This window comes from Corynebacterium sp. NML140438 (assembly GCF_001875725.1).
Taxonomy (GTDB): Bacteria; Actinomycetota; Actinomycetes; order Mycobacteriales; family Mycobacteriaceae; genus Corynebacterium.
Map to the genome: position 1 here is coordinate 81,964 of NZ_MLCQ01000003.1, position 18,660 is coordinate 100,623.

At 64.6% G+C, this 18,660-nt stretch carries 17 protein-coding genes; 14 read left to right on the forward strand and 3 right to left on the reverse strand.

Features of this window, described 5'->3' with window-relative positions:
• Window position 1: 1 nt before the first annotated feature.
• Window positions 2–1,246, reverse strand: a complete 1,245-nt coding sequence (locus BJP08_RS00645) for an alpha/beta fold hydrolase (RefSeq protein ID WP_071567702.1) — start codon at window positions 1,244–1,246, stop codon at window positions 2–4.
• A 107-nt stretch (window positions 1,247–1,353) separates the two neighbouring features.
• On the opposite strand from BJP08_RS00645, the gene BJP08_RS00650 reads away from it, so the two are divergent.
• From BJP08_RS00650 to BJP08_RS11275, 4 genes are read left to right on the forward strand one after another with little or no spacing between them, the layout of a single operon-like run.
• Window positions 1,354–2,094: a class I SAM-dependent methyltransferase gene (locus tag BJP08_RS00650; protein WP_071567704.1), complete on the forward strand. Its 741-nt coding sequence runs from the start codon at window positions 1,354–1,356 to the stop codon at window positions 2,092–2,094.
• Window positions 2,095–2,121: 27 nt separating this feature from the next.
• A complete protein-coding gene (locus BJP08_RS00655; protein ID WP_071567706.1) occupies window positions 2,122–4,098 on the forward strand; it encodes a M3 family metallopeptidase in 1,977 nt (658 codons plus the stop codon).
• Window positions 4,091–4,219 carry a hypothetical protein gene (locus tag BJP08_RS11805; RefSeq protein WP_255364707.1) on the forward strand — a complete coding sequence of 43 codons (129 nt, stop codon included), beginning with the start codon at window positions 4,091–4,093 and terminating at the stop codon, window positions 4,217–4,219. Before BJP08_RS00655 ends, BJP08_RS11805 begins: the two co-directional genes overlap by 8 nt.
• Window positions 4,220–4,230: 11 nt before the next feature.
• A complete protein-coding gene (locus tag BJP08_RS11275; RefSeq protein WP_143109958.1) occupies window positions 4,231–4,371 on the forward strand; it encodes a hypothetical protein in 141 nt (46 codons plus the stop codon).
• A 4-nt stretch (window positions 4,372–4,375) separates the two neighbouring features.
• On the opposite strand, the gene malQ is transcribed toward BJP08_RS11275, so the two are convergent.
• Window positions 4,376–6,514 carry a 4-alpha-glucanotransferase gene (gene malQ, locus BJP08_RS00660; RefSeq protein WP_177221689.1) on the reverse strand — a complete coding sequence of 713 codons (2,139 nt, stop codon included), beginning with the start codon at window positions 6,512–6,514 and terminating at the stop codon, window positions 4,376–4,378.
• Window positions 6,515–6,598: 84 nt separating this feature from the next.
• On the opposite strand from malQ, the gene BJP08_RS00665 reads away from it, so the two are divergent.
• The 10 genes from BJP08_RS00665 to pdxY all read left to right on the forward strand — a co-directional run bounded on the left by BJP08_RS00665 (window position 6,599) and on the right by pdxY (window position 17,323).
• Complete coding sequence (locus BJP08_RS00665) at window positions 6,599–8,437, forward strand: long-chain fatty acid--CoA ligase (protein ID WP_071567708.1); 1,839 nt, start codon at window positions 6,599–6,601, stop codon at window positions 8,435–8,437.
• A gap of 96 nt (window positions 8,438–8,533) precedes the next feature.
• The gene (locus BJP08_RS00670; protein WP_071567710.1) at window positions 8,534–9,202 is read left to right on the forward strand and encodes a hypothetical protein; all 669 of its coding nucleotides are present in this window, start codon (window positions 8,534–8,536) and stop codon (window positions 9,200–9,202) included.
• A gap of 244 nt (window positions 9,203–9,446) precedes the next feature.
• A complete protein-coding gene (hemW, locus tag BJP08_RS00675; RefSeq protein WP_071567759.1) occupies window positions 9,447–10,598 on the forward strand; it encodes a radical SAM family heme chaperone HemW in 1,152 nt (383 codons plus the stop codon).
• A gap of 32 nt (window positions 10,599–10,630) precedes the next feature.
• Window positions 10,631–11,647, forward strand: coding sequence for a heat-inducible transcriptional repressor HrcA (gene hrcA / locus BJP08_RS00680; RefSeq protein WP_071567712.1), 1,017 nt, complete (start codon window positions 10,631–10,633; stop codon window positions 11,645–11,647).
• A gap of 28 nt (window positions 11,648–11,675) precedes the next feature.
• Window positions 11,676–12,806: a molecular chaperone DnaJ gene (dnaJ, locus tag BJP08_RS00685; protein WP_071567714.1), complete on the forward strand. Its 1,131-nt coding sequence runs from the start codon at window positions 11,676–11,678 to the stop codon at window positions 12,804–12,806.
• Window positions 12,807–13,526 (forward strand): 16S rRNA (uracil(1498)-N(3))-methyltransferase, encoded by a 720-nt coding sequence (locus BJP08_RS00690; protein WP_071567716.1) that lies wholly within the window; start codon window positions 12,807–12,809, stop codon window positions 13,524–13,526.
• A gap of 11 nt (window positions 13,527–13,537) precedes the next feature.
• Entirely contained in the window at window positions 13,538–14,542 is a 1,005-nt protein-coding gene (locus BJP08_RS00695; protein ID WP_071567718.1) for a PhoH family protein, read from the forward strand.
• On the forward strand, window positions 14,539–15,105 hold the full coding sequence (gene ybeY / locus BJP08_RS00700) for an rRNA maturation RNase YbeY (RefSeq protein WP_070478011.1): 567 nt from the start codon (window positions 14,539–14,541) through the stop codon (window positions 15,103–15,105). Before BJP08_RS00695 ends, ybeY begins: the two co-directional genes overlap by 4 nt.
• Complete coding sequence (locus BJP08_RS00705) at window positions 15,106–16,446, forward strand: hemolysin family protein (RefSeq protein WP_071567720.1); 1,341 nt, start codon at window positions 15,106–15,108, stop codon at window positions 16,444–16,446.
• Between the two features lie 25 nt (window positions 16,447–16,471).
• Entirely contained in the window at window positions 16,472–17,323 is an 852-nt protein-coding gene (gene pdxY / locus BJP08_RS00710; protein WP_071567722.1) for a pyridoxal kinase PdxY, read from the forward strand.
• 46 nt (window positions 17,324–17,369) lie between these two features.
• Here the strand turns inward: pdxY and BJP08_RS00715 are convergent, their stop codons facing one another.
• Window positions 17,370–18,554, reverse strand: a complete 1,185-nt coding sequence (locus tag BJP08_RS00715; protein ID WP_071567724.1) for an ATP-binding protein — start codon at window positions 18,552–18,554, stop codon at window positions 17,370–17,372.
• Between the last annotated feature and the right edge of the window lie 106 nt (window positions 18,555–18,660).

Genomic DNA, 18,660 nt, shown 5'->3' on the forward strand with positions numbered 1-18,660 from the left:
CCTACTGGTTGAACGCCGCCCGCACGTGGCGCAGCGGATCCTCCACAACCGTCGTCGTGTCGGCGCTGAGCGAGGCGCGCAGGACCTGGCGATCCGGCCGGTAGGTGGGCCAGTCGGCCTGCCCGCTGCAGATGTAGCCGTAGATGAGCTGGCCGATGTAGGTCGTGGGCTCCCCGAAGAGTGCCTCGAGCTCGTAGCTGTGGCCGAGCGGGGTGTCCGCGCAGAACTCGATCTGGCGGATGTCGGCGGGGCCGTGCTCGCAGGCGTCGTCGACCCAGCGACGGATCAGTGCGTCCGATAGGAACCTGCCCGCGAGTTTGCCGGGGTCCGTGGTTCGTGCGGCCTCGATGTAGTTGCGCCGGGCCGCCGCGCTTTTGGCGCCGAAGAATCGGCCGAAGCAGCGGATGAACGTGGCACCAAAGGCGTTGAAGCCCTCGCCGGACTGGTGGAACTCCTCGCGGGTGGAGGTGACCACGATTGGTACGTCGGCGAGCTCCGCAGGCTCGAAGGGTGCCGGGCCAAGGGCGATGTCGTGGAAGTACTGGGTGCGGAAGCGCTGGTAGGCGCGCTCAATGGCGTCCGGGCGGCGCTCGGCCAACCAGTTGAGGTCGAGGCGCGTCAGCGGCGTGCCGAGCGCCCCGCGCGCCGCCCACTTGCGCTTAGCAAAGGGCACGCGCGGAAACGCGGGGGACAGCGCCAGCACGCGCCGGAACGCTCCCTGGAAGTGGTCGCGGCGCGCCAGCCAGAGCGCCAGCGCCGCCCCCGCCGAGTGCCCGACCAGGGTGACGTTGGTTGGATCGCCGCCGAAGTGCTCGATGTTGCGCAGCACCCACCGCAGCGCCTCCTGGCAGTCTTCCACCGCACGGAACGACGTGTCGTTAGGGAAGGGGAGCAGCCCAGGGAATTTTCGACGATACCCCACCCGCACCTGCACGACGCCCTGCTGCGCAAACGCCTCCGGCTGGGAGGTGGTCTCGCAGTGGTTGCCTTCCTCGAAGCGGCCGCCGTGCAGATAGACCATCACCGGGTAGTCGTCGAGGGCCCGCGCCGTCGCCGGGGTGGTGATGCTCAGTCCGATGGTGTCTGGGTGCGGCGTGGTGGCGTCGATGAGATGACCCTCGGGGGCGGGGCGTGGGGGATCGAAGGGGACGTCGATACGCGAGTAGGGGATGGAGTAGAACTCGCGGGTGGCTGTGGTGGCGGTGCCGGTGATCGCGCCGGCGGGGCAGGTGATGGTGACGTCCATGACAGGCCAGTCTAAACGCTTCCGCCAAGTTCCTCGACGAGCTGCCGAAGGTGACTTATGCTAGTGAGTGATTATTGTCTTTCTTCTGTAGGAATGAGTTGTCCCAAATGACAGATACCCAAGCACGCATCACCGAGTACTGGGCAGGCCGGGCTGAGGCATACCATCGCGAACACAGGACAGCAGAGCGCGCCAAGGCAGACCGCGCAGCGTGGACTGACATCTTCAAGCGCTACATGCCGCAGGACGCGGTTCGCGTGTTGGACATGGGCACGGGTGACGGCTACATTGCGCACATCATTGCGGAGCTCGGCTACGCGGTCGTCGGCGTGGATGCGTGCGAACCAATGCTCGATGAGGCCCGCGACGAAGCGGAGCTCCGCCAGGAGGAAGGCATCAACACCCCACTGTTTGCCGAGGTCGACGTGACGGACCTGCCCCCGTCCTTCTACGACTTCGACGTCGTTGTCAGCCGCTACCTGCTGTGGACCCTGCGCGAGCCGACGGAAGCGATCCGCGGTTGGACCGAGGCACTGAAGCCCGGCGGTCTGGTCATCGCAGCGGACGCGACCTGGTTCCCGAACGGGATCTCGAAGGACACGCAGGTCATTTCCGATAATGGACCGGACTCCTTCGTGCTGACCTACACCGAGGACGTACTCGAGGAGCTGCCGTTGGCGACGGCCGACTCCCCGGAGGCATACGCAGAGGTCTTCCGCGTTGCTGGCCTGGAGGACGTCGAGGTTGTTGAGCTGCCGGAGATTGCCAAGATCGACGAGGAGTTCGGCGCGCCGCAGGGACATGAGTCGCGCCCGACCTTCCTGGTGATTGGCCGCAAGTCGGCCTAACTCGCACTCCAAGTAGGATGGGGTGCCATGACTGACAATCCGTTGTTGCACCCGTCCGAACTGCCTTATGGGCTGCCTGATTTCCAGGCGATCCGCCTTGAACACGTACTGCCCGCTTTCGAGCGGGCGCTCGTGCTGCATGAAGAAGAAATTGCCCGCATTTGCGCCGAGGACACCCCGACGTGGGAGAACACCGTCGAGGCGCTGGAGCGCGCGGGCAGCGACTTAGAGCGAGTCTTGGCATGGTTTTTCAACCTGCAGGGCACCGACGGTTCGCCTGAGTTTGACCAGGTCGCGGACGCGATCGTGCCGCGCCTGTCCGCGCATACGGACGCGATCTACCAGAACCAAGAACTTTATGGCCGCCTGCGTGCGGTGGAGGCCCCGGCGGACGAGGAGTCGCGCCGCCTCTACGACCTGCTGCTGCGCCGGTTCACCCGCCGTGGCGCGGAGCTCGACGAGGCAGGCAAACAGCGCCTGCGCGAGCTGAATCAGCGCCTTTCAGAGCTTTCCGAGCAGTTCGGCCGCAACCTGCTCGCGGACACGACGAAGCTCGCGGTGCGCATGACCCGCGACGAGCTGGCGGGCCTGAGCGAAGAGCAGCTCGCCGCCTACCGCGACGCAGAGGACCCAGGCAACCCAGACGCCTACGTCGTGCCGATCGAGCTGCCGACGACCCAGTCGCTGCAGGCCGAGCTTGAGTCCAGCAGCGCGCGCCACAAGCTGTTCGACGCCTCCCGCCAGCGCGGCCGCGACACCAACAGTGCGCTCGTGATCGAGTCGGTGCGGCTGCGCCAGGAGCGCGCGAAGCTGCTCGGCTTCGCCACGCATGCCGATTACGTCATCGCGGAGGAAACCGCGGGCAGCGCCGCCGCGGCCCGCAAACTTATCAGCGACCTCGCACCGGCCGCCGCGTCAAACGCCGCCGCGGAACGCAAGCTCGCAGGCGAGCTGGCAGGCATGGAGCTCGACGGCGCCGACTGGCCATACTGGGAAGCGCGCCGCAGGGAAGAGGCCTTCTCCGTCAACGACGCGGAGCTGCGCAAGTACTTCCCGCTGCAGCAGGTGCTGCGCGACGGCGTCTTCTACGCCGCAAACTTGCTCTACGGTATCACGGTGACGCAGCGCGAAGACCTGCACGGCTACCGCGACGACGTCCAGGTGTGGGAGGTCAAAGAGGAAGACGGCACCGGCATTGGCCTGCTGCTGACGGATTACAGGGCGCGGACGTCGAAACGCGGGGGAGCGTGGATGAGCTCCTTTGTGGACCAATCGACGCTGACCGGCACGAAGCCAGTAGTGGTCAACGTGATGTCGCTGACTTCCGACCTGCTCACGATCGACGAGGTCACGACCGTCTTCCACGAGTTCGGCCACGCGCTGCACGGGCTGCTGTCCAACGTGCGCTACCCGACGCTCTCCGGCACCAACGTGCCGCGCGACTGGGTGGAGTTCCCCTCCCAGATCAATGAGAACTACGCGTTCGCGCCCGAGATTATCCGTAATTACGCGCGCCACGTGGACACCGGGGAAGTCATCCCCGACGCTCTGTTGGAGGCCGTGCGCCAGTCCCGGACTTTCGGGCAAGGCTTCGCCACCGCGGAATACCTGGCGGCCTGCGCGATTGACCTGGCCTGGCACTCACTCGACGGCGAGGTGCCCGAGGACATTGACGCCTTCGAGCAGCGCGCACTCGAGAAGGTTGGCCTAGACGTCGAGGGTCTCGAGCCGCGCTACCGCTCAACGTGGTTTAACCACATCTTCGCGGGCGGGTACTCGGCGGGCTACTACTCCTACCTGTGGGCGGAGGCGTTGGACGCCGACGGCTACCAGTTCATCGAGGAATCCGGTATCAACCGGGACAGCGGCCAGCGCTTCCGCGACACGGTGCTCTCGGTTGGTGCCGCGCGCGACTACGCCGAGGCCTACCGCGCCTTCCGCGGCCGCGACAAGGACACCCGCGCCCTGCTGGTCCGCCGCGGGCTCGAGGGCAGCGATGTTTGATCTGTCGCCGTGGCTGCAGACGCCACTGATCCTGCTGGTGGCGCTGCCGCTCGCGGGGGTGGCCTCGTGGGCGATGCTGCGTTTGAGTGACTGGATCGCGTACAAAATTTCGAAGAAGTAAGGTGGTCAACTATGGCCAACCCTGAAGAACTCCGCAGACGCGATCAGCAGCTTCCGAAGCAGAAACGCAAATACCCACAGTCCCGCGTTACACAGGCACTGTGGGTGATGATTGCGCTGGTCGTCGTCGCGGCCCTGGCCGGGCTGTTCTAGCGCTCTAGCGTTTCGACGCCTCCGCGACCCGACCGAACAGCTCGATACTCGGCAGGTCCTCGATGAGGACCGCCTTGCCGTTGTTGTCCGTCAGCGGGATGCACCAGTTGGAGTACTGCTCCGCGTTGGTACCCGGCTGGTTCTGGATGCGGGTATCGCCGACCATATCCACCAGGTTCGTCACCGTCATCGCCGATGGGGTAGCGGCGATGAAGCGGGTAAGGCCGACGAGCAGGTCCTCCACGTCGACGTCGCGCGCGAATTCCTCTGCGCTCAGGTGCGTGAACTCGGTGTGCTCGAGGGAGGTGCCGTGGAAGTGGCCGTCCTCGCGCACGCGGTCAAGCACGCGGGCCTGCCACTGGTGGTCGTTCTCGTTGAGCTCTTCGAGGGGCTCTTCGATCAGGCCGAGCTCGTCGCGCAGAATGTTGTGCGCGAACCGCAGGTAGCCAGCGGTCGGCGGCAGGTCATGCGTGCCGACGGCCGACAACGCCAAGCGGCGGTAATCCCAGGTGTGGAGCGGGGAGCCGTCGTCGTACGACTCGAACCACAGCACCGTCGTGCCAAGGATGCCCTTGTCCTGCAGGACGTCCTGGACCCACGGCTCAAACGTGCCCAGGTCTTCGCCTACCACCACGGCGTTCGCACGCTGCGCCTCGAGCACCAGGGTGCCCACCATGGCCTCGTGGTCGTAATTCATGTAGGTGCCGAACATCGGGGAGACGTTTCGTGGCATCCAGAACAGGCGGAAGAGACCAAGGATGTGGTCGACGCGGATACCGCCGGAGTGGCGCAGCACAGTGCGCAGCAGCTCACGCCACGGCTCGTAGCCGGCCTCGGCGAGCGCCTGCGGGTGCCATGGCGGCTGCGACCAGTCCTGGCCCTGCTGGGAGTACTGGTCCGGCGGGGCACCGACGGACGCCTCGGGGACGAGCACGTTGGCGAGCGTGTTGGCGTCGGCACCATCGGGGTGGATACCCACGGCGAGGTCGGTCATGATGCCGACCTTCATGCCCGCTGCCAGCGCTTTGTCCTGGGCGCGGCGACGCTGCTCGTCGGCGATGAACTGCAGCCACATGTAGAAGCGTGTGAGTTCCTCGAGTTCCTCGTCGAGCTCGTGGCGCGACGGCGCGGTCTCCATCGCCTCCACTGCGCACCAGCGGGCGAACTCCTCGAGGCCTTCGCCCTCGTCGAGGCAGAAGAGCTCGAAGTCGTGGGTGCGGCGCTCATCGGCGCAGGCGATGAAGAACAGCTCGCGAAGTACGGCGAGCTTCGTCTCGAAGATTTCGTTGCGACGCAGCGGCTCCGCACTACGGTTGCGCGCCTTCAGTGGAGCGACCATGCGCTCAATCTGGGCCTTCGCGTCCTTGTCCAACTTGTAGTACTCATCAACCGCTTCAACAGAGATGTAGATGGGGTTGACGAAGCGGCGCGACGTCGGCAGGTACGGGGAGTCCTCGATCGGCGGGATTGGCTGCGCGGCGTGCACCGGGTTGATCAGCAGGTAATCAGCGCCCTGCTCAGCCAGCAGCACCGCGAGCGTACCGAGGTCTTCGAAGTCGCCGATGCCCCAGGACTGCTCGGAGCGCACCGAGTACAGCTGCGCCATCACGCCGAAGACCGGATTGTCGATGTAGCGCTGGTTGCTCTCTAGACGGGCCGGAACGACCAGCAGCGGGCAGGAGTCCTTAAAGTTGTCGGACTCCAGGTGCAGCGTGTGGTAGCCCGGGGGCAGGTTGCCCGGCACGTGGAAGGTGGCCTCGCCCCAGACCACGCCGGCGACGTCGGCAGTTGGTGGCGCCCAGTTTTCGTCCTGGTAGGTCTCGCGCGGGGTGCCGTCCTCAAGCTGGATCCAAGTGTGGGCTGGGTGGCCGTCGTGCACGTGGACGTTGAAGTGGCGCTCCTGCCCGGCCGTGGCCACAACGCAGGGCGGCAGCGGGCGGGTTGCCCAGTACTGGTGCCTGGCGTGAATGAGGTGGTGCAGCTCCTCGTCGGAGGGGGCGTCGCTAATGTTGACGCCCAGGGCCTGCAGCAGAGAGATGAACGATTCCGGCGGCGGGGTGGTCATCGCACCGTTGGAAGCGCGGTAGCTTGTGCCGAACCCGTACGCGGAAGCTAACGAATGGAGTAGTTCTACGTTGGTCACATCAACCCATTGTGCCAAAGAACTGATGTTTTGCAGAGTGGAGCTCACGCAAAAGGTAGTTTCTGTCAGGTAACCTTGCCAACCATGGCTTCAGAAACGTACACAACTCCGCTCGGATTCAAGCTGAGTTCCACTGACACCTGCCTGTCGGCGCTCGTGGATATCTGCACGAAAAAGCCTCACATCGTGCTGTTTTCCCGCCCACGTAATTACGACTGGGTCAACGTGACGGCGGGGGAGTTCCTCGAAGAGGTCTACGAAACGGCCAAGGGGCTCATCGCAAACGGCGTCGAGCCGGGCGACCGCATCGCGGTGCTTTCCTCCACCCGTTATGAGTGGTCCCTCGTTGACTTCGCCATCTGGGCAGCGGGAGCGGTCAGCGTCCCGATCTACCCGTCGAGCTCCATGCACCAGATCCAGTGGATCCTCGAGGACTCCGGCGCCGAGATCGCCTTCACCGAGTCGCGCGACCACACCCAGCTGTTGAGCGCCTTCCTCCTCCAGGAAGACGGCAAGCCGCGCCTGAAGGACTCGAGCTCGAAGCTGCGCAAGATCTACGAATTCAATGCCGCCGGGGTCGAAACCATCAAGTTCGAGGGCAGGGACGTCGAGCAATCGCTTGTCGACGCCCGCTCCGCCTCCCTCACCCACGACGACCTCGGGTCCATCGTGTATACCTCCGGCACCACCGGCCGCCCGAAGGGCGTGGCCTTAACCCACGGCAACTGGGCGCACCAGACCTGGGCGCTGATCAAGAACGACATCGGTGAGGTGGCCCGCCCCGGCAAGCGCGTCGTTACTTTCTTGCCGCTGGCGCACGTGCTGCAGCGCGCAGTCAGCCTCGCGCTGACGATGGCGGGCGCTACCCAGTCCCACTGGGCCGATACCCACACCCTGACCGTGGAGCTGCAACGCGCCCAGCCGAACATGGTGCTCGGCGTGCCGCGCGTCTTCGAGAAGGTCCGCAATGCGGCCTATAACAAGGCCGCGGACGGTTCCGCCATCGGCAAGGCTGCGTTCCTTGAGGCGGAGAAGACCGCCATCGAGTACTCCAAGGCCATGGACACCCCCGAGGGGCCGAGCCGGATACTCAAGGCGAAGCGCCGCGTCTTCGAGCGCGTCGTCTACTCCAAGATCAAGGAGGCCATCGGCGGCTCCGTGAAGTACGGCATCACCGGCGGCTCCGCCATGAGCGCCGACTTGCTGCACTTCTTCCGCGGCATCGGCATCCCAATCTACGAGGGCTACGGGCTCACCGAAACCTGCGCCGCATCCTGTGTCAATAACAAGAACGCCAACAAGATTGGCACCGTCGGGCGCCCGGTCAACGGCTACCAAGTCCGCACCAACGACGACGGCGAAATCGAATTCAAGGGCCCCGGCGTCTTCGACCGCTACTGGAATAACAAAGCCGCCACCGAAGAAGCCTTCACCGAAGGCTGGTTCAACACCGGCGACCTTGGCGAGGTTGACGACGAAGGCTACGTGCGCATCACCGGCCGCAAGAAAGACCTCATCGTCACTGCCGGCGGCAAAAACATCTCACCGGGGCCGATGGAGGACATCATCCGCCAGGACCCGCTGATCTCCAACGCGCTCGTCGTCGGCGACGGCAAGCCGTTCGTCGGCGTGCTGGTCACGCTCGACGAGGAGGAGCTGCAGCGCTGGAAGTCCACCCACAACATCCCGGAGAACCGCAAACTCAGCGACCTCGCCGGCGACCCCGTCCTGCGTGCCGAGGTGCAAGACGCCATCAACGTTGCCAACGGGACCGTCTCGCACGCCGAGGCGATCAAGAAGTTCCGCATCCTCGACCGTGACCTGAGCGAGCAGGCAAACGAGATGACGCCAACCCTCAAGGTGAAGCGCAATGTGGTGTTCGAGCGCTTCCGTGAGGACATCGACAAGCTCTACGAGCGCTAAGCCCCCGGCGCGCCTCAACCCGTGGGGCGCGCCCATGGCTTAACATTTCCATCGACTTTTGATCCGTACTTCCTGTGAGCCAGAAGGGGGCTATTCGTGCATAAAACTGCAGCGATGCTACGCCACCGTGAGCTGACACAGGAGATTTACAACATCGGCGACGAAGTCGCTGAATACACGGAGCACCTCGCCGAAGCAGTCGCAGACTATGACGGCGAACTTACCGACGACTGCCTCGCCGAATTCGTCGAAATCGTCGACGATGCCCGCAACGATGCCCGCCGCATCGTCGGCGAACTCATCGGGCTTCGCCAGGCGCTGACGACCGGGATGCGCGCCGGGGTACTCTCCGCCTCCTACCGGCCGGAGGAGAAGATCCCCGAGCCCGAGTTTCTCGACGCCGCCGGCCTCGAAGACCTCTTCCCGCTCCAGGCACCGTTTTCTGTGCAGACCATGCAGGACGCCCTTGTCGGCCGCACGGACCTGACGGTGCAGCACCTCGGCGAAATCGTGCAGTACACGCTCGAGCAGACCGAGATGGTTGCCAGGGAACTGGGCGCCGTGAGCCTGCCACACCTCTACGCGAGGGTCGGCGAGCTTGTGGAGGCCGCCGTCGACGGCTGGATGGAAACCGTCTGCATCGACCACCCGGCGTTCGTGCGCACGATGCGCGGTGTCGCCCCGCCGCAGTTCCTCGAGGAGCGCGCCCGGGTGGATGCCATCGTGGCGAAGGTGGCCGCGAAGCGCCGCCGCCGCGGAGCGTAGGTTCAAATGGACGGAGCCGGAACCCTGAAGCCCCTCCTGCCGCCTCCTGCACGCAAAAAGTTCCCGGCACAATGGTGATCGCAGGAACGTTCTTCGTTGACACACGTCGCGAGCTGGGGGAATGCAAGTGCTGGTCGACCGGAACCGCCCCCGAACGCAAAATCGTTCCCGGGCTCGGGAACAATTTCAGCTGCGGCCGTGCGGAATTCGCAAACTGGGCCCGGGTCTGCTGCAATTGCGAGGTATGAACACAGCGCAGCAATCACAGCCCGACTTCGGCGTCTATATCCACGTGCCGTTCTGCGCAACGCGGTGTGGGTACTGTGACTTCAATACCTATACGCCGTCGGAGGTGGAGAGCTCCCACGCGGAGTACCTGGTGGCGCTGGAAAGGGAGCTGGAGCTGGCGGCGCAGCAGCCGGGCGTGGGGGAGGTGTCCACGGTGTTTATTGGGGGAGGGACGCCGTCGTTGTTGGGGGCGGATGGGCTTGGCAGGGTGTTGTCGATGGTGCGGGGGACCTTCGGTATCCGGGCAGGGGCGGAGGTGACGACGGAATCGAATCCGGAGTCGACGGATCCGGCGTACTTCGCGGGGCTGCTGGAGCACGGGTTTACGAGGGTGTCGTTGGGGATGCAGTCGGCGTCGGCGTCGGTGCTCAAGGTGTTGGACCGGAAGCACACGCCGGGGAGGGTGGTCGCGGCGGCCAAAGAGGCGCTCGACGCCGGGTTTGAGCACGTAAACCTGGACATGATTTATGGCACGCCGACGGAAACTGACGACGACGTACGCCGCACCCTGGATGCCATCCTGTCGACGGGCGTCGACCATGTGAGCGCCTATTCGCTGATTGTGGAGGATGGTACCGCCATGGCGCGCAAGGTCCGTCGTGGTGAGCTGCCCGCCCCGCAGGAGGACGTGTACGCGGACCGCTACGAGATGATCGCCGCCACCCTGGAGGCGGCCGGCTTCGGTTGGTATGAGGTGTCGAACTGGGCGCGGCCGGGTGGAGAGTGCCAGCACAATCTGCTGTACTGGCGTGGTGCGCACTGGTGGGGCGCGGGTCCGGGGGCGCACTCGTTTATTGGGGACCGCCGGTTCTGGAACGTGAAGCGGCCGGAGCGCTACAGTCAGTTGCTCGCCGAAGGCACGCTGCCGATTGACGGTGGGGAGACGCTCACACCTCAGGAGCGGCACGAGGAGCAGGTGATGCTGGGGCTGCGGCTGAAGGAAGGCGTGCCTCGGGGGATGATTGGTGAGGGGGCGGAGGGGGTCGTCGAGAAGTATGTGGCGGCGGGTCTTTTGACCGCGGGCGAGCGCGTGACCGTGACTGATGCCGGGCGCTTGTTGGCGGACGGGATTGTGACGGACATTTTGGCTGCCGAGGAAGCAGAGTAGTATGAGTTAGCAGTCGACGAAGGAGAGTGCTAATGAGTGCAGCGAATGATCGCAGACAGCGGGTGCTGCGCGCAATCGTCGCCGACTATATTGCGCGGCAGGAACCCGTCGGATCGAAGGTGTTGGTGGAGCGCCACGGGCTGAAAGTGAGCTCGGCGACCATCCGCAACGACATGAGCGTACTGGAGCGCGAGGGCTACATCACGCAGACGCATGCGTCCTCGGGGCGCATCCCGACGGAGGCGGGGTACCGCGCGTTTGTCGACGCCCTCCATGACGTCAAACCGCTGTCCACCGCTGAACGCCACGCCATTTTGGACTTCCTCGAACACGGCGTGGACATGGAGGACGTGCTGCGCCGCAGCGTGCAGCTGCTGGCCCAGCTGACGAACCAGGCCGCGGTGGTGCAGCTGCCGACACTGAACGTGTCTCGCGTGAAACACTGCGAGGTGGTGGCGCTGGCCCCCACGCGGCTGCTGCTGGTGCTGATCACGGATACGGGGCGTGTGGACCAGCGCAACGTGGAGCTCGCCGCGCCGTTGGGCACCGATGGGGTGTTCCTGCTGCGGGACCTGCTCAATACGGTGTTGGTGGGCAAGACGATGCGTGATGCCTCCGCCGTGTTGAAGATGCTGCACGCGCAGGCGCCGCCGGTCATTGCGGATGCGGTGGAGCGGGCGACGGCGGTGCTCATCGAGACGTTGGTGGAGACCACGACCGATCGGCTGCTCATCGCGGGTGCCGGCAACTTGAGCGTGAACCGGATGGTGGATCTGCACAGCGTGATTGAGGCGCTGGAGCAGCAGGTGATTGTGCTGAAGCTGTTGGCGAACGCGCAACAGTTGGAGCACGTCTCGGTCAGTATTGGCAACGAGAATGAGGAGAAGGAATTTTCTCAGGCCTCCATTGTTAGTACTGCATATGGAGCTGGCGATGAAGCGCTGGGTGGCCTTGGGGTGGTCGGTCCGACACATATGGACTATCCGGGTACCATGCAAAAGGTTGCCACCGTGGCTCAGTACATCAGTCGCATTTTGCGGGGCGAATAACTTCGAAGTGTTGAAAGGGAACTAACTAGTGGCTCGTGATTATTACGGCATCCTCGGCGTTGACCGAGAGGCGACCGAGCAGGAAATTAAGAGGGCGTACCGGAAGCTCGCCCGAAAGTATCACCCGGATGTGAACCCGTCTGATGAGGCGGCTGAGAAGTTCGCCGAGATCTCGTTGGCGCAGGAGGTGCTGCTTGATCCGGCGAAGCGCAGCATCGTGGACCGCGGTGGCGACCCGATGGAGCAAGGCGGCATGGGCGGCGCCGGTGGCGGTGGCTTCGGCGGCTTCGGCGACATTTTCGACGCCTTCTTCGGCGGTGGCGGGCGCAGCCACGAGCCGCGCTCGCGCGTCCAGCCGGGCAACGACGCCCTGCTGCGCACCCAGATCACCCTGGAGGACGCCTATGCGGGCGTGACCAAGGAGGTCACCGTGGATACCGCGGTGCTGTGCCAGAAGTGCCACGGCACCGGCTCCGAGTCTGAGGCGAAGGCCGTGCAGTGTGACTACTGCGCGGGCCAGGGCGTGGTGCAGGAAGTGCAGCAGTCCTTCCTGGGCAACGTGATGACCACGCACGACTGCCCGAAGTGCCACGGCTACGGCGAAGTGATCCAGGATCCGTGCCGCCAGTGCGCCGGCGACGGTCGGGTGCGCGCCACCCGCGACCTGAAGGTAAAGATCCCGGCGGGTATCGCCAACGGGATGCGCATCCGCATGGCGGGGCAGGGCGAGGTCGGCCACGGTGGCGGTCCCGCCGGTGACCTCTACGTGGAGGTACAGACCGCGCCACACAAGATTTTCGTGCGCGACGGCAACGACTTGCACCTGCGCCTGAACGTGCCGATGTACGACGCCGCGCTGGGCACCAGCATCGACGTCGAAAACCTTGCCGGTGACACGACCACCATCGAGATCCCGGCGGGCACCCAGCCGGGCGACGAGGTCCGCCTCGAGGGCGAGGGCATGCCACGCCTGCGCGCCGAGGGACACGGCGACATGATCGCCCACATCCAGGTCGTCGTGCCGACGCACCTCAGTGGCGAGGAGCGCCGCAGCCTCGAGCAGCTTCGCGACGCCCGCGGCGACGCCACCGGCGTCCACCACGACGACGAGCGCGACGAAGGCTTCTTCTCCCGCATGCGCGACAGGTTCCGCCGCTAAATGAGCGTCCCGTACTTCCTCACCCCGAACCCCGCCAGCGGCACCCTCGACGGCGACGAGGCGAAGCACGCCTTCGTCAAACGCATCGAGCCCGGCGAGCGCATCGCGCTGACCGACGGCTCCGGCACCGTCGCGGACGTCATTGTCCGCCACAGCGACAAGCAGCAGCTGCGCGGCGACGTCACCGAAGTCCGCACCGTGCCCGCGCCCGAGCAGCGCGTCACTCTGGTGCAGGCAGTGCCGAAGTCGGAACGCGCGGAGCTCGCCGTCGACCTCGCCGTGCAAGGAGGTGTCGACGCCATCGTCCCCTGGATCTCGCACCGCACCATCGCGCGCTGGCCCGCCGCCAAGCAGGCCAAGCAGGTGGAGAAGTGGCAGCACCAGGCGATCGCGTCCGCGAAGCAGGCGCGCCGGGCCTGGGTGCCGCAGGTCGCAGATCCGGTGACCACGAACCAGCTGAAGGACCTGCTTGCCGAGGTGGGCGAAGGGGGCGTCGAAAAGCAGGCGTTGGTGCTTCACGAAGACGCGGCCGTGCCGCTGACCACCGTCGAGTTCGGGCGGGACATCTGGCTCATCGTGGGGCCGGAAGGCGGCATCGGCGAGGATGAGCTCGAGCTCATCGGCGCCCGCGCTGTCACCCTCGGGCCGGAAGTGTTACGCACCGCCAGCGCCGGTTTTGCTGCACTATGCGCAATCGGCGCGCTGACGACGCGCTGGTAGGGTTAGGCGACATGGAACCTTTGGTCACGCGCAACATTGAGCTTGACTCCGCGTACACGCAGGACGTGCTCGGTATTAATGACACGAACCTGCGGGTGCTCAACCAACACCTCGGCGCCGACGTGCACGCCCGCGGCAACGCGGTGACCGTGCGGGGCCCGGCCGTGGTGGTCGCGCACGCGCTGCGGGTGCTCGACGAGCTCGAGTCGATGGCGCGGCGCGGCGTTCCCATTACCGCGGATACCGTCACGCACGCGATTTCGCTGATGGAGGTGGAGTCACCGGAGTCGGTGGCGGAGCTGCTCGGCGCGGAGATCATCTCGCGGCGCGGCAAGGTCATCCGTCCGAAGACGGCAGGCCAGCGGGCCTACGTCGACGCGATCGACGACAACACCATCACGTTCGGCATTGGGCCTGCGGGCTCCGGCAAGACGTACCTGGCCGTGGCGAAGGCGGTGCAGGCGCTGCACAATAAAGAGGTCAAGCGCATCATTTTGACCCGCCCCGCCGTCGAGGCAGGAGAGAAGCTCGGCTTCCTGCCGGGCACACTCAGCGACAAGATCGACCCCTACCTGCGCCCGCTCTACGACGCGCTGCGCGACATGATGGACCCGGAAGCCATCCCGAAGCTCATCGAGGCCGGCATTATCGAAGTCGCCCCGCTGGCGTACATGCGCGGGCGCACCCTCTCGGACGCGTTCGTCATCCTCGACGAGGCCCAGAACACCTCTGGCTCCCAGATGAAGATGTTCCTCACCCGCCTGGGCTTTGGGTCGAAGATGGTGGTCACTGGCGATATTTCCCAGGTTGACCTTCCACGAGGCACGGTCTCCGGCCTGCGCGTCGCCCGCCGCATCCTCGGCGACATTGAGGGCATTTCCTTCCAGGACCTGCGCGCAGAAGACGTCGTGCGCCACCACCTGATCTCCCGGATCGTCGCGGCCTACGACGAGCACGACGCGCGCAACGCCGCACGCTACGAACGAAAACAACGCGAAGAAGAGGCAAGACAGTGAGTATTGAAGTCCTCAACGAATCGGGGGAGGCGGACGTCAACGAGGAAATGCTCGTCGATGTCTGCTCCTTCGCCCTGCAAGCCATGGATGTGCACCCAGACACGGAGGCAACCATCACGCTTGTCGACGAAGCCACCATGGCTGACCTCCACGTCCGGTGGATGGATCTGGAAGGGCCCACGGACGTCATGAGCTTCCCGATGGACGAGCTCACCCCAGGCGGCGGGCGCCCGGACGCGTCCCCGTTCGGCGCGGCGATGCTCGGCGACATCATCCTGTGCCCGGCCTTCGACCGCAAGCAGGCGGAGATGGCAGGCCACGACCTCGGCCACGAGCTCGCCCTGCTCACCGTCCACGGTGTGCTGCACCTGCTCGGCTACGACCACGTCATGCCGGACGAGGAACGCGAGATGTTCTCGCTGCAAAACGAGCTGCTCGCGGACTGGTACGACTCGCTGGCGGCACGCGGCATCGAGTATCAGCCCAAGCCGACCGGCGCCCATGCGTTCCCCTCCGCTGCTGACCGCGAGGAACTTGATCGCATGATGAAGGGCCGCGACTAAATGGAGTTCACCATCGCCTACGGCGTCGTCGCCGTGATTGCGCTGCTGCTTTCCGGTCTGTTCGGCACGCTGGAGTCCGCGCTGACGCCGATTTCGCGCGCGCGTGTCGAGACCATGGTCAAGGATGAGGTTTCCGGGGCTAAGGCGCTCTCCCGAGTTGTCGAGGCCCGCGCGAACCAGATCAACATGCTGGTCATGTTGCGCACCATCCTTGACGCCGTCGCAGCCGTGTTCGCCGCCATGCTGGCGATGGACCTGCTCTCCTCCGACGCGTGGGCGATCATCGCCGCAGTCGCGTCGGTGACGCTGCTGCAGTTCAGCATCATCGGTGTGTTCGCCCGCACCGCTGGGCGTCGCAACCCCTACACGATCTCGTTGAAGGCGGCGCCGTGGCTGGTCATCGTCAACCGTGTCCTCGGGCCGGTATCGCGCCTGCTCATCTGGGTGGGCAACCTGTTCCACCCCGGCGAAGACTTCCGCGACGGCCCGTACTCCACCGAAGTGGAGCTGCGCGAGATGGTCGACATCGCCCAGGAGAAAGGCGTGGTGGAAACCGCCGAGGGCCGCATGATCCAAAACATCTTCGACCTTGCCTCCACCCACGCCCGTCAAATCATGGTGCCGCGCCCCGAAATGATCTGGATTGAAGGGGAGAAGACGGCCCGCCAGGCAACCACGCTGATGGTGCGCTCCGGGCACTCCCGCGTGCCCGTGATCGGGGAGAACGTCGATGAGATTGTGGGCGTCGCATATTTGAAGGACATGTTCGGGCCCAGCGGTACCCCAGTGGCGCCGGACACCGTGCTGTCCACCCTGATGCGCGACCCGCTGTTCATCCCGGACTCCAAGCCACTCGACGTGCTGCTGCAAGAGATGCAGCGGGTGAACACGCACATCGCCATCGTGATCGACGAGTTCGGCAACGTCGCCGGCCTGCTCACGATGGAGGACCTCCTCGAGGAAATCGTCGGCGAAATCACCGACGAATACGACGACGACGAAGACGCCCCAATCGAGTTCGTCGCCGCGCGCACCCTGCGCGCCCAGGCACGCCTGCCTCTCGACGACCTCGTCGACTTCCTCGCCGACAACCTCGACTACGAGCTCGCCTTCGAGGAGGACGTCACCGACTCCGTCGACACCGTGGCAGGCCTGCTGTCCTACGAGCTGGGCCGCGTGCCGCTACCGGGCTCCGCAATCGTTCACGACGGCCTACGCTACACCGCGGAAGGCGGCCGCGACCGGCGCGGACGCATCAAGACCCGCAGCGTGCTCATCGAGGTCCCCGAACCCGCCGAAGCACCCATGGAAGATTCAGACGGGGGTTCTGAAGACAAGTAGCCGACAGGTTTGTACGCTTATCCTCATGAGCAATATCTTGTCGATCCAGTCCGCCGTCTCCTACGGCCACGTAGGCAACTCCGCCGCCGTCTTCCCACTGCAGCGCATCGGCCACGAAGTGTGGCCCGTATACACCGTCAACTACTCCAACCACACCGGGTACGGCTCCTGGAAAGGCCCAATGATCCCAGCCACGGAGGTTGCGGCCATCATCGACGGCATCGAGGAGCGCGGGGCCCTCCCGCGTGTCGACGCCATCCTCTCCGGCTACCAAGGCGGCGACGACATCGCCGACGTCATCATCGACACCGTCGCCCGCGTCAAAGCCGTCAACCCCGACGCCATCTACGCCTGCGACCCAGTCATGGGCAGCGCCAAGTCCGGCTGCTTCGTCTCCGACAACATCCCGCCCCTCCTGCGCGATCGCGTCGTCCCCGTCGCCGACCTCATCACCCCCAACCAGTTCGAACTTGGCTACCTGGTAGAACAAGACGTCACCGATCTGGACTCCACACTCCGCGCCGTCGACGCCGCCCGCGAAATGGGCCCGTCTACCGTCCTGGTCACCTCGGTTGAGCGCGCCGACGCCCCCGCCGACACCATCGAAATGATCGCCGTCGACAACCACGGCAAGTGGATCGTGCGCACCCCACGCCTGCCATTCAAGCGCAACGGCTCCGGCGACGTCACCGCGGCCCTGTTCACCGGCCACTACCTGCGCGGCGGCAACGCCGCCGACGCCCTGGCCAAGACCGCCAGCTCCGTCTACGACCTGCTCAAGCGCACCTACGACGCCGACTCCGCCGAGCTCCTGCTCGTCGAGTCCCAGGACGCCTACGCCAACCCGCAGCTGCAGTTCGAGGTCGAGGCGCTCTAGCCGTTTGCGCAAATGGGAGCGCGGACATTTGGGTGTTGGCTCGCGGCTAGAAGCCCTCAGCAATGAGGCTAGCCGCGTGTTCGCGGAGGTAATCCCGCAAATATGGCAGAGCGAAGTCGACTTCACCGTGGCCAGTAGTCATAATCATTTCGGCGTCGAGGAGGCGGCGTCGATAATTGCCAACGTAGGAATCGGTCTGGTTGAATCGAGCTTTAAGATCCGACATTTTGGATGGGCCGTCGTCTTGAGCCATGTGAACCAGGAATGTCCTATCAACGTTGGACAGATCGGACAGCGCGGGCTCGTGAACGAGTTGCCCGAGCTTGCGTTGAGCGGTTGCGACTCCGCGCTGGGCAGCGTCGGTCGAGATAGCGGCGCTGGTGTTTGTTGCGCGAGCGTTCTCCCGAAACGAGCATTGGCCGACGAGCTGAATCATAAAAGGGTAACCGTGGCAGGCCTCCACAGCGATATCCAGCGCATCTTCTTCCCAGGGTGTTGCGGTGTTACGGAGGGGCTCTTCGAGGGCCTCTCGTACGTCAGAATCTGAAACTCTTCCTAGTTCAATCCGATTCGCGCGGCGCAGGAACGTGACTGGGTTTGCATCACCGCTACCGCTGAGCTTGCCAGAAAGCAGTGGTCGAATGGACGAAGGGATCCCCGCCATGACGACTGAAATGTCCTCACCCTCTCGAACGAGGTGTTGTACTGTAGCGCCGAATTCAATGAGTTCCTGACTGTGTTGGTGGTGCATTTCATCAAGCGTTATGAGCACTCCACCTGGTGCCTGAAGGGCGCGTCGGTCGAGTTCGCGTTTGTACGCGAGAAGGTCTTTGAGTGCATTGCGGAGTGAGTATGTGGACTCTGCGATTGCTTGCGTGTCCCAGTTCAGTCCACCTCCTACACCAAGGATGGACACGTTCAGGCCCTGAAGCTGCTTTCTGTCTTGCGAAAGGCGTTGGATGATATCGCTGCGCAGACGTTCAACGAAGCCGGCTGTTGCGGTTTCGCTGAGGGTGAGCCAGCCTCGCTCGAGTGCTTCATCTTCGAAGGCATTGAGGAGGACCGTTTTGCCGATACCGCGAGGCCCAATAATGAGGGAGATTCGTTCGTGGGCGCCGGGGCCTTCGTCGAGGGCAAATCCGAAGTCATCGATTGCGTCGCTTCGTCCAACGAGGAGAGGCGGGGTGGCTCCGAGGGTGGCTTTAAAGGGATTGGTTTGTTTGAGGGCCATGCACACACTGTAGCCGAGGGAACTTGTGAATTCTTTTGAAAGTTATGAAGTTTGTGAATTGTTTTGAAGTTTGAACAGCGACAACACGGCACTGCCAACCGCACAG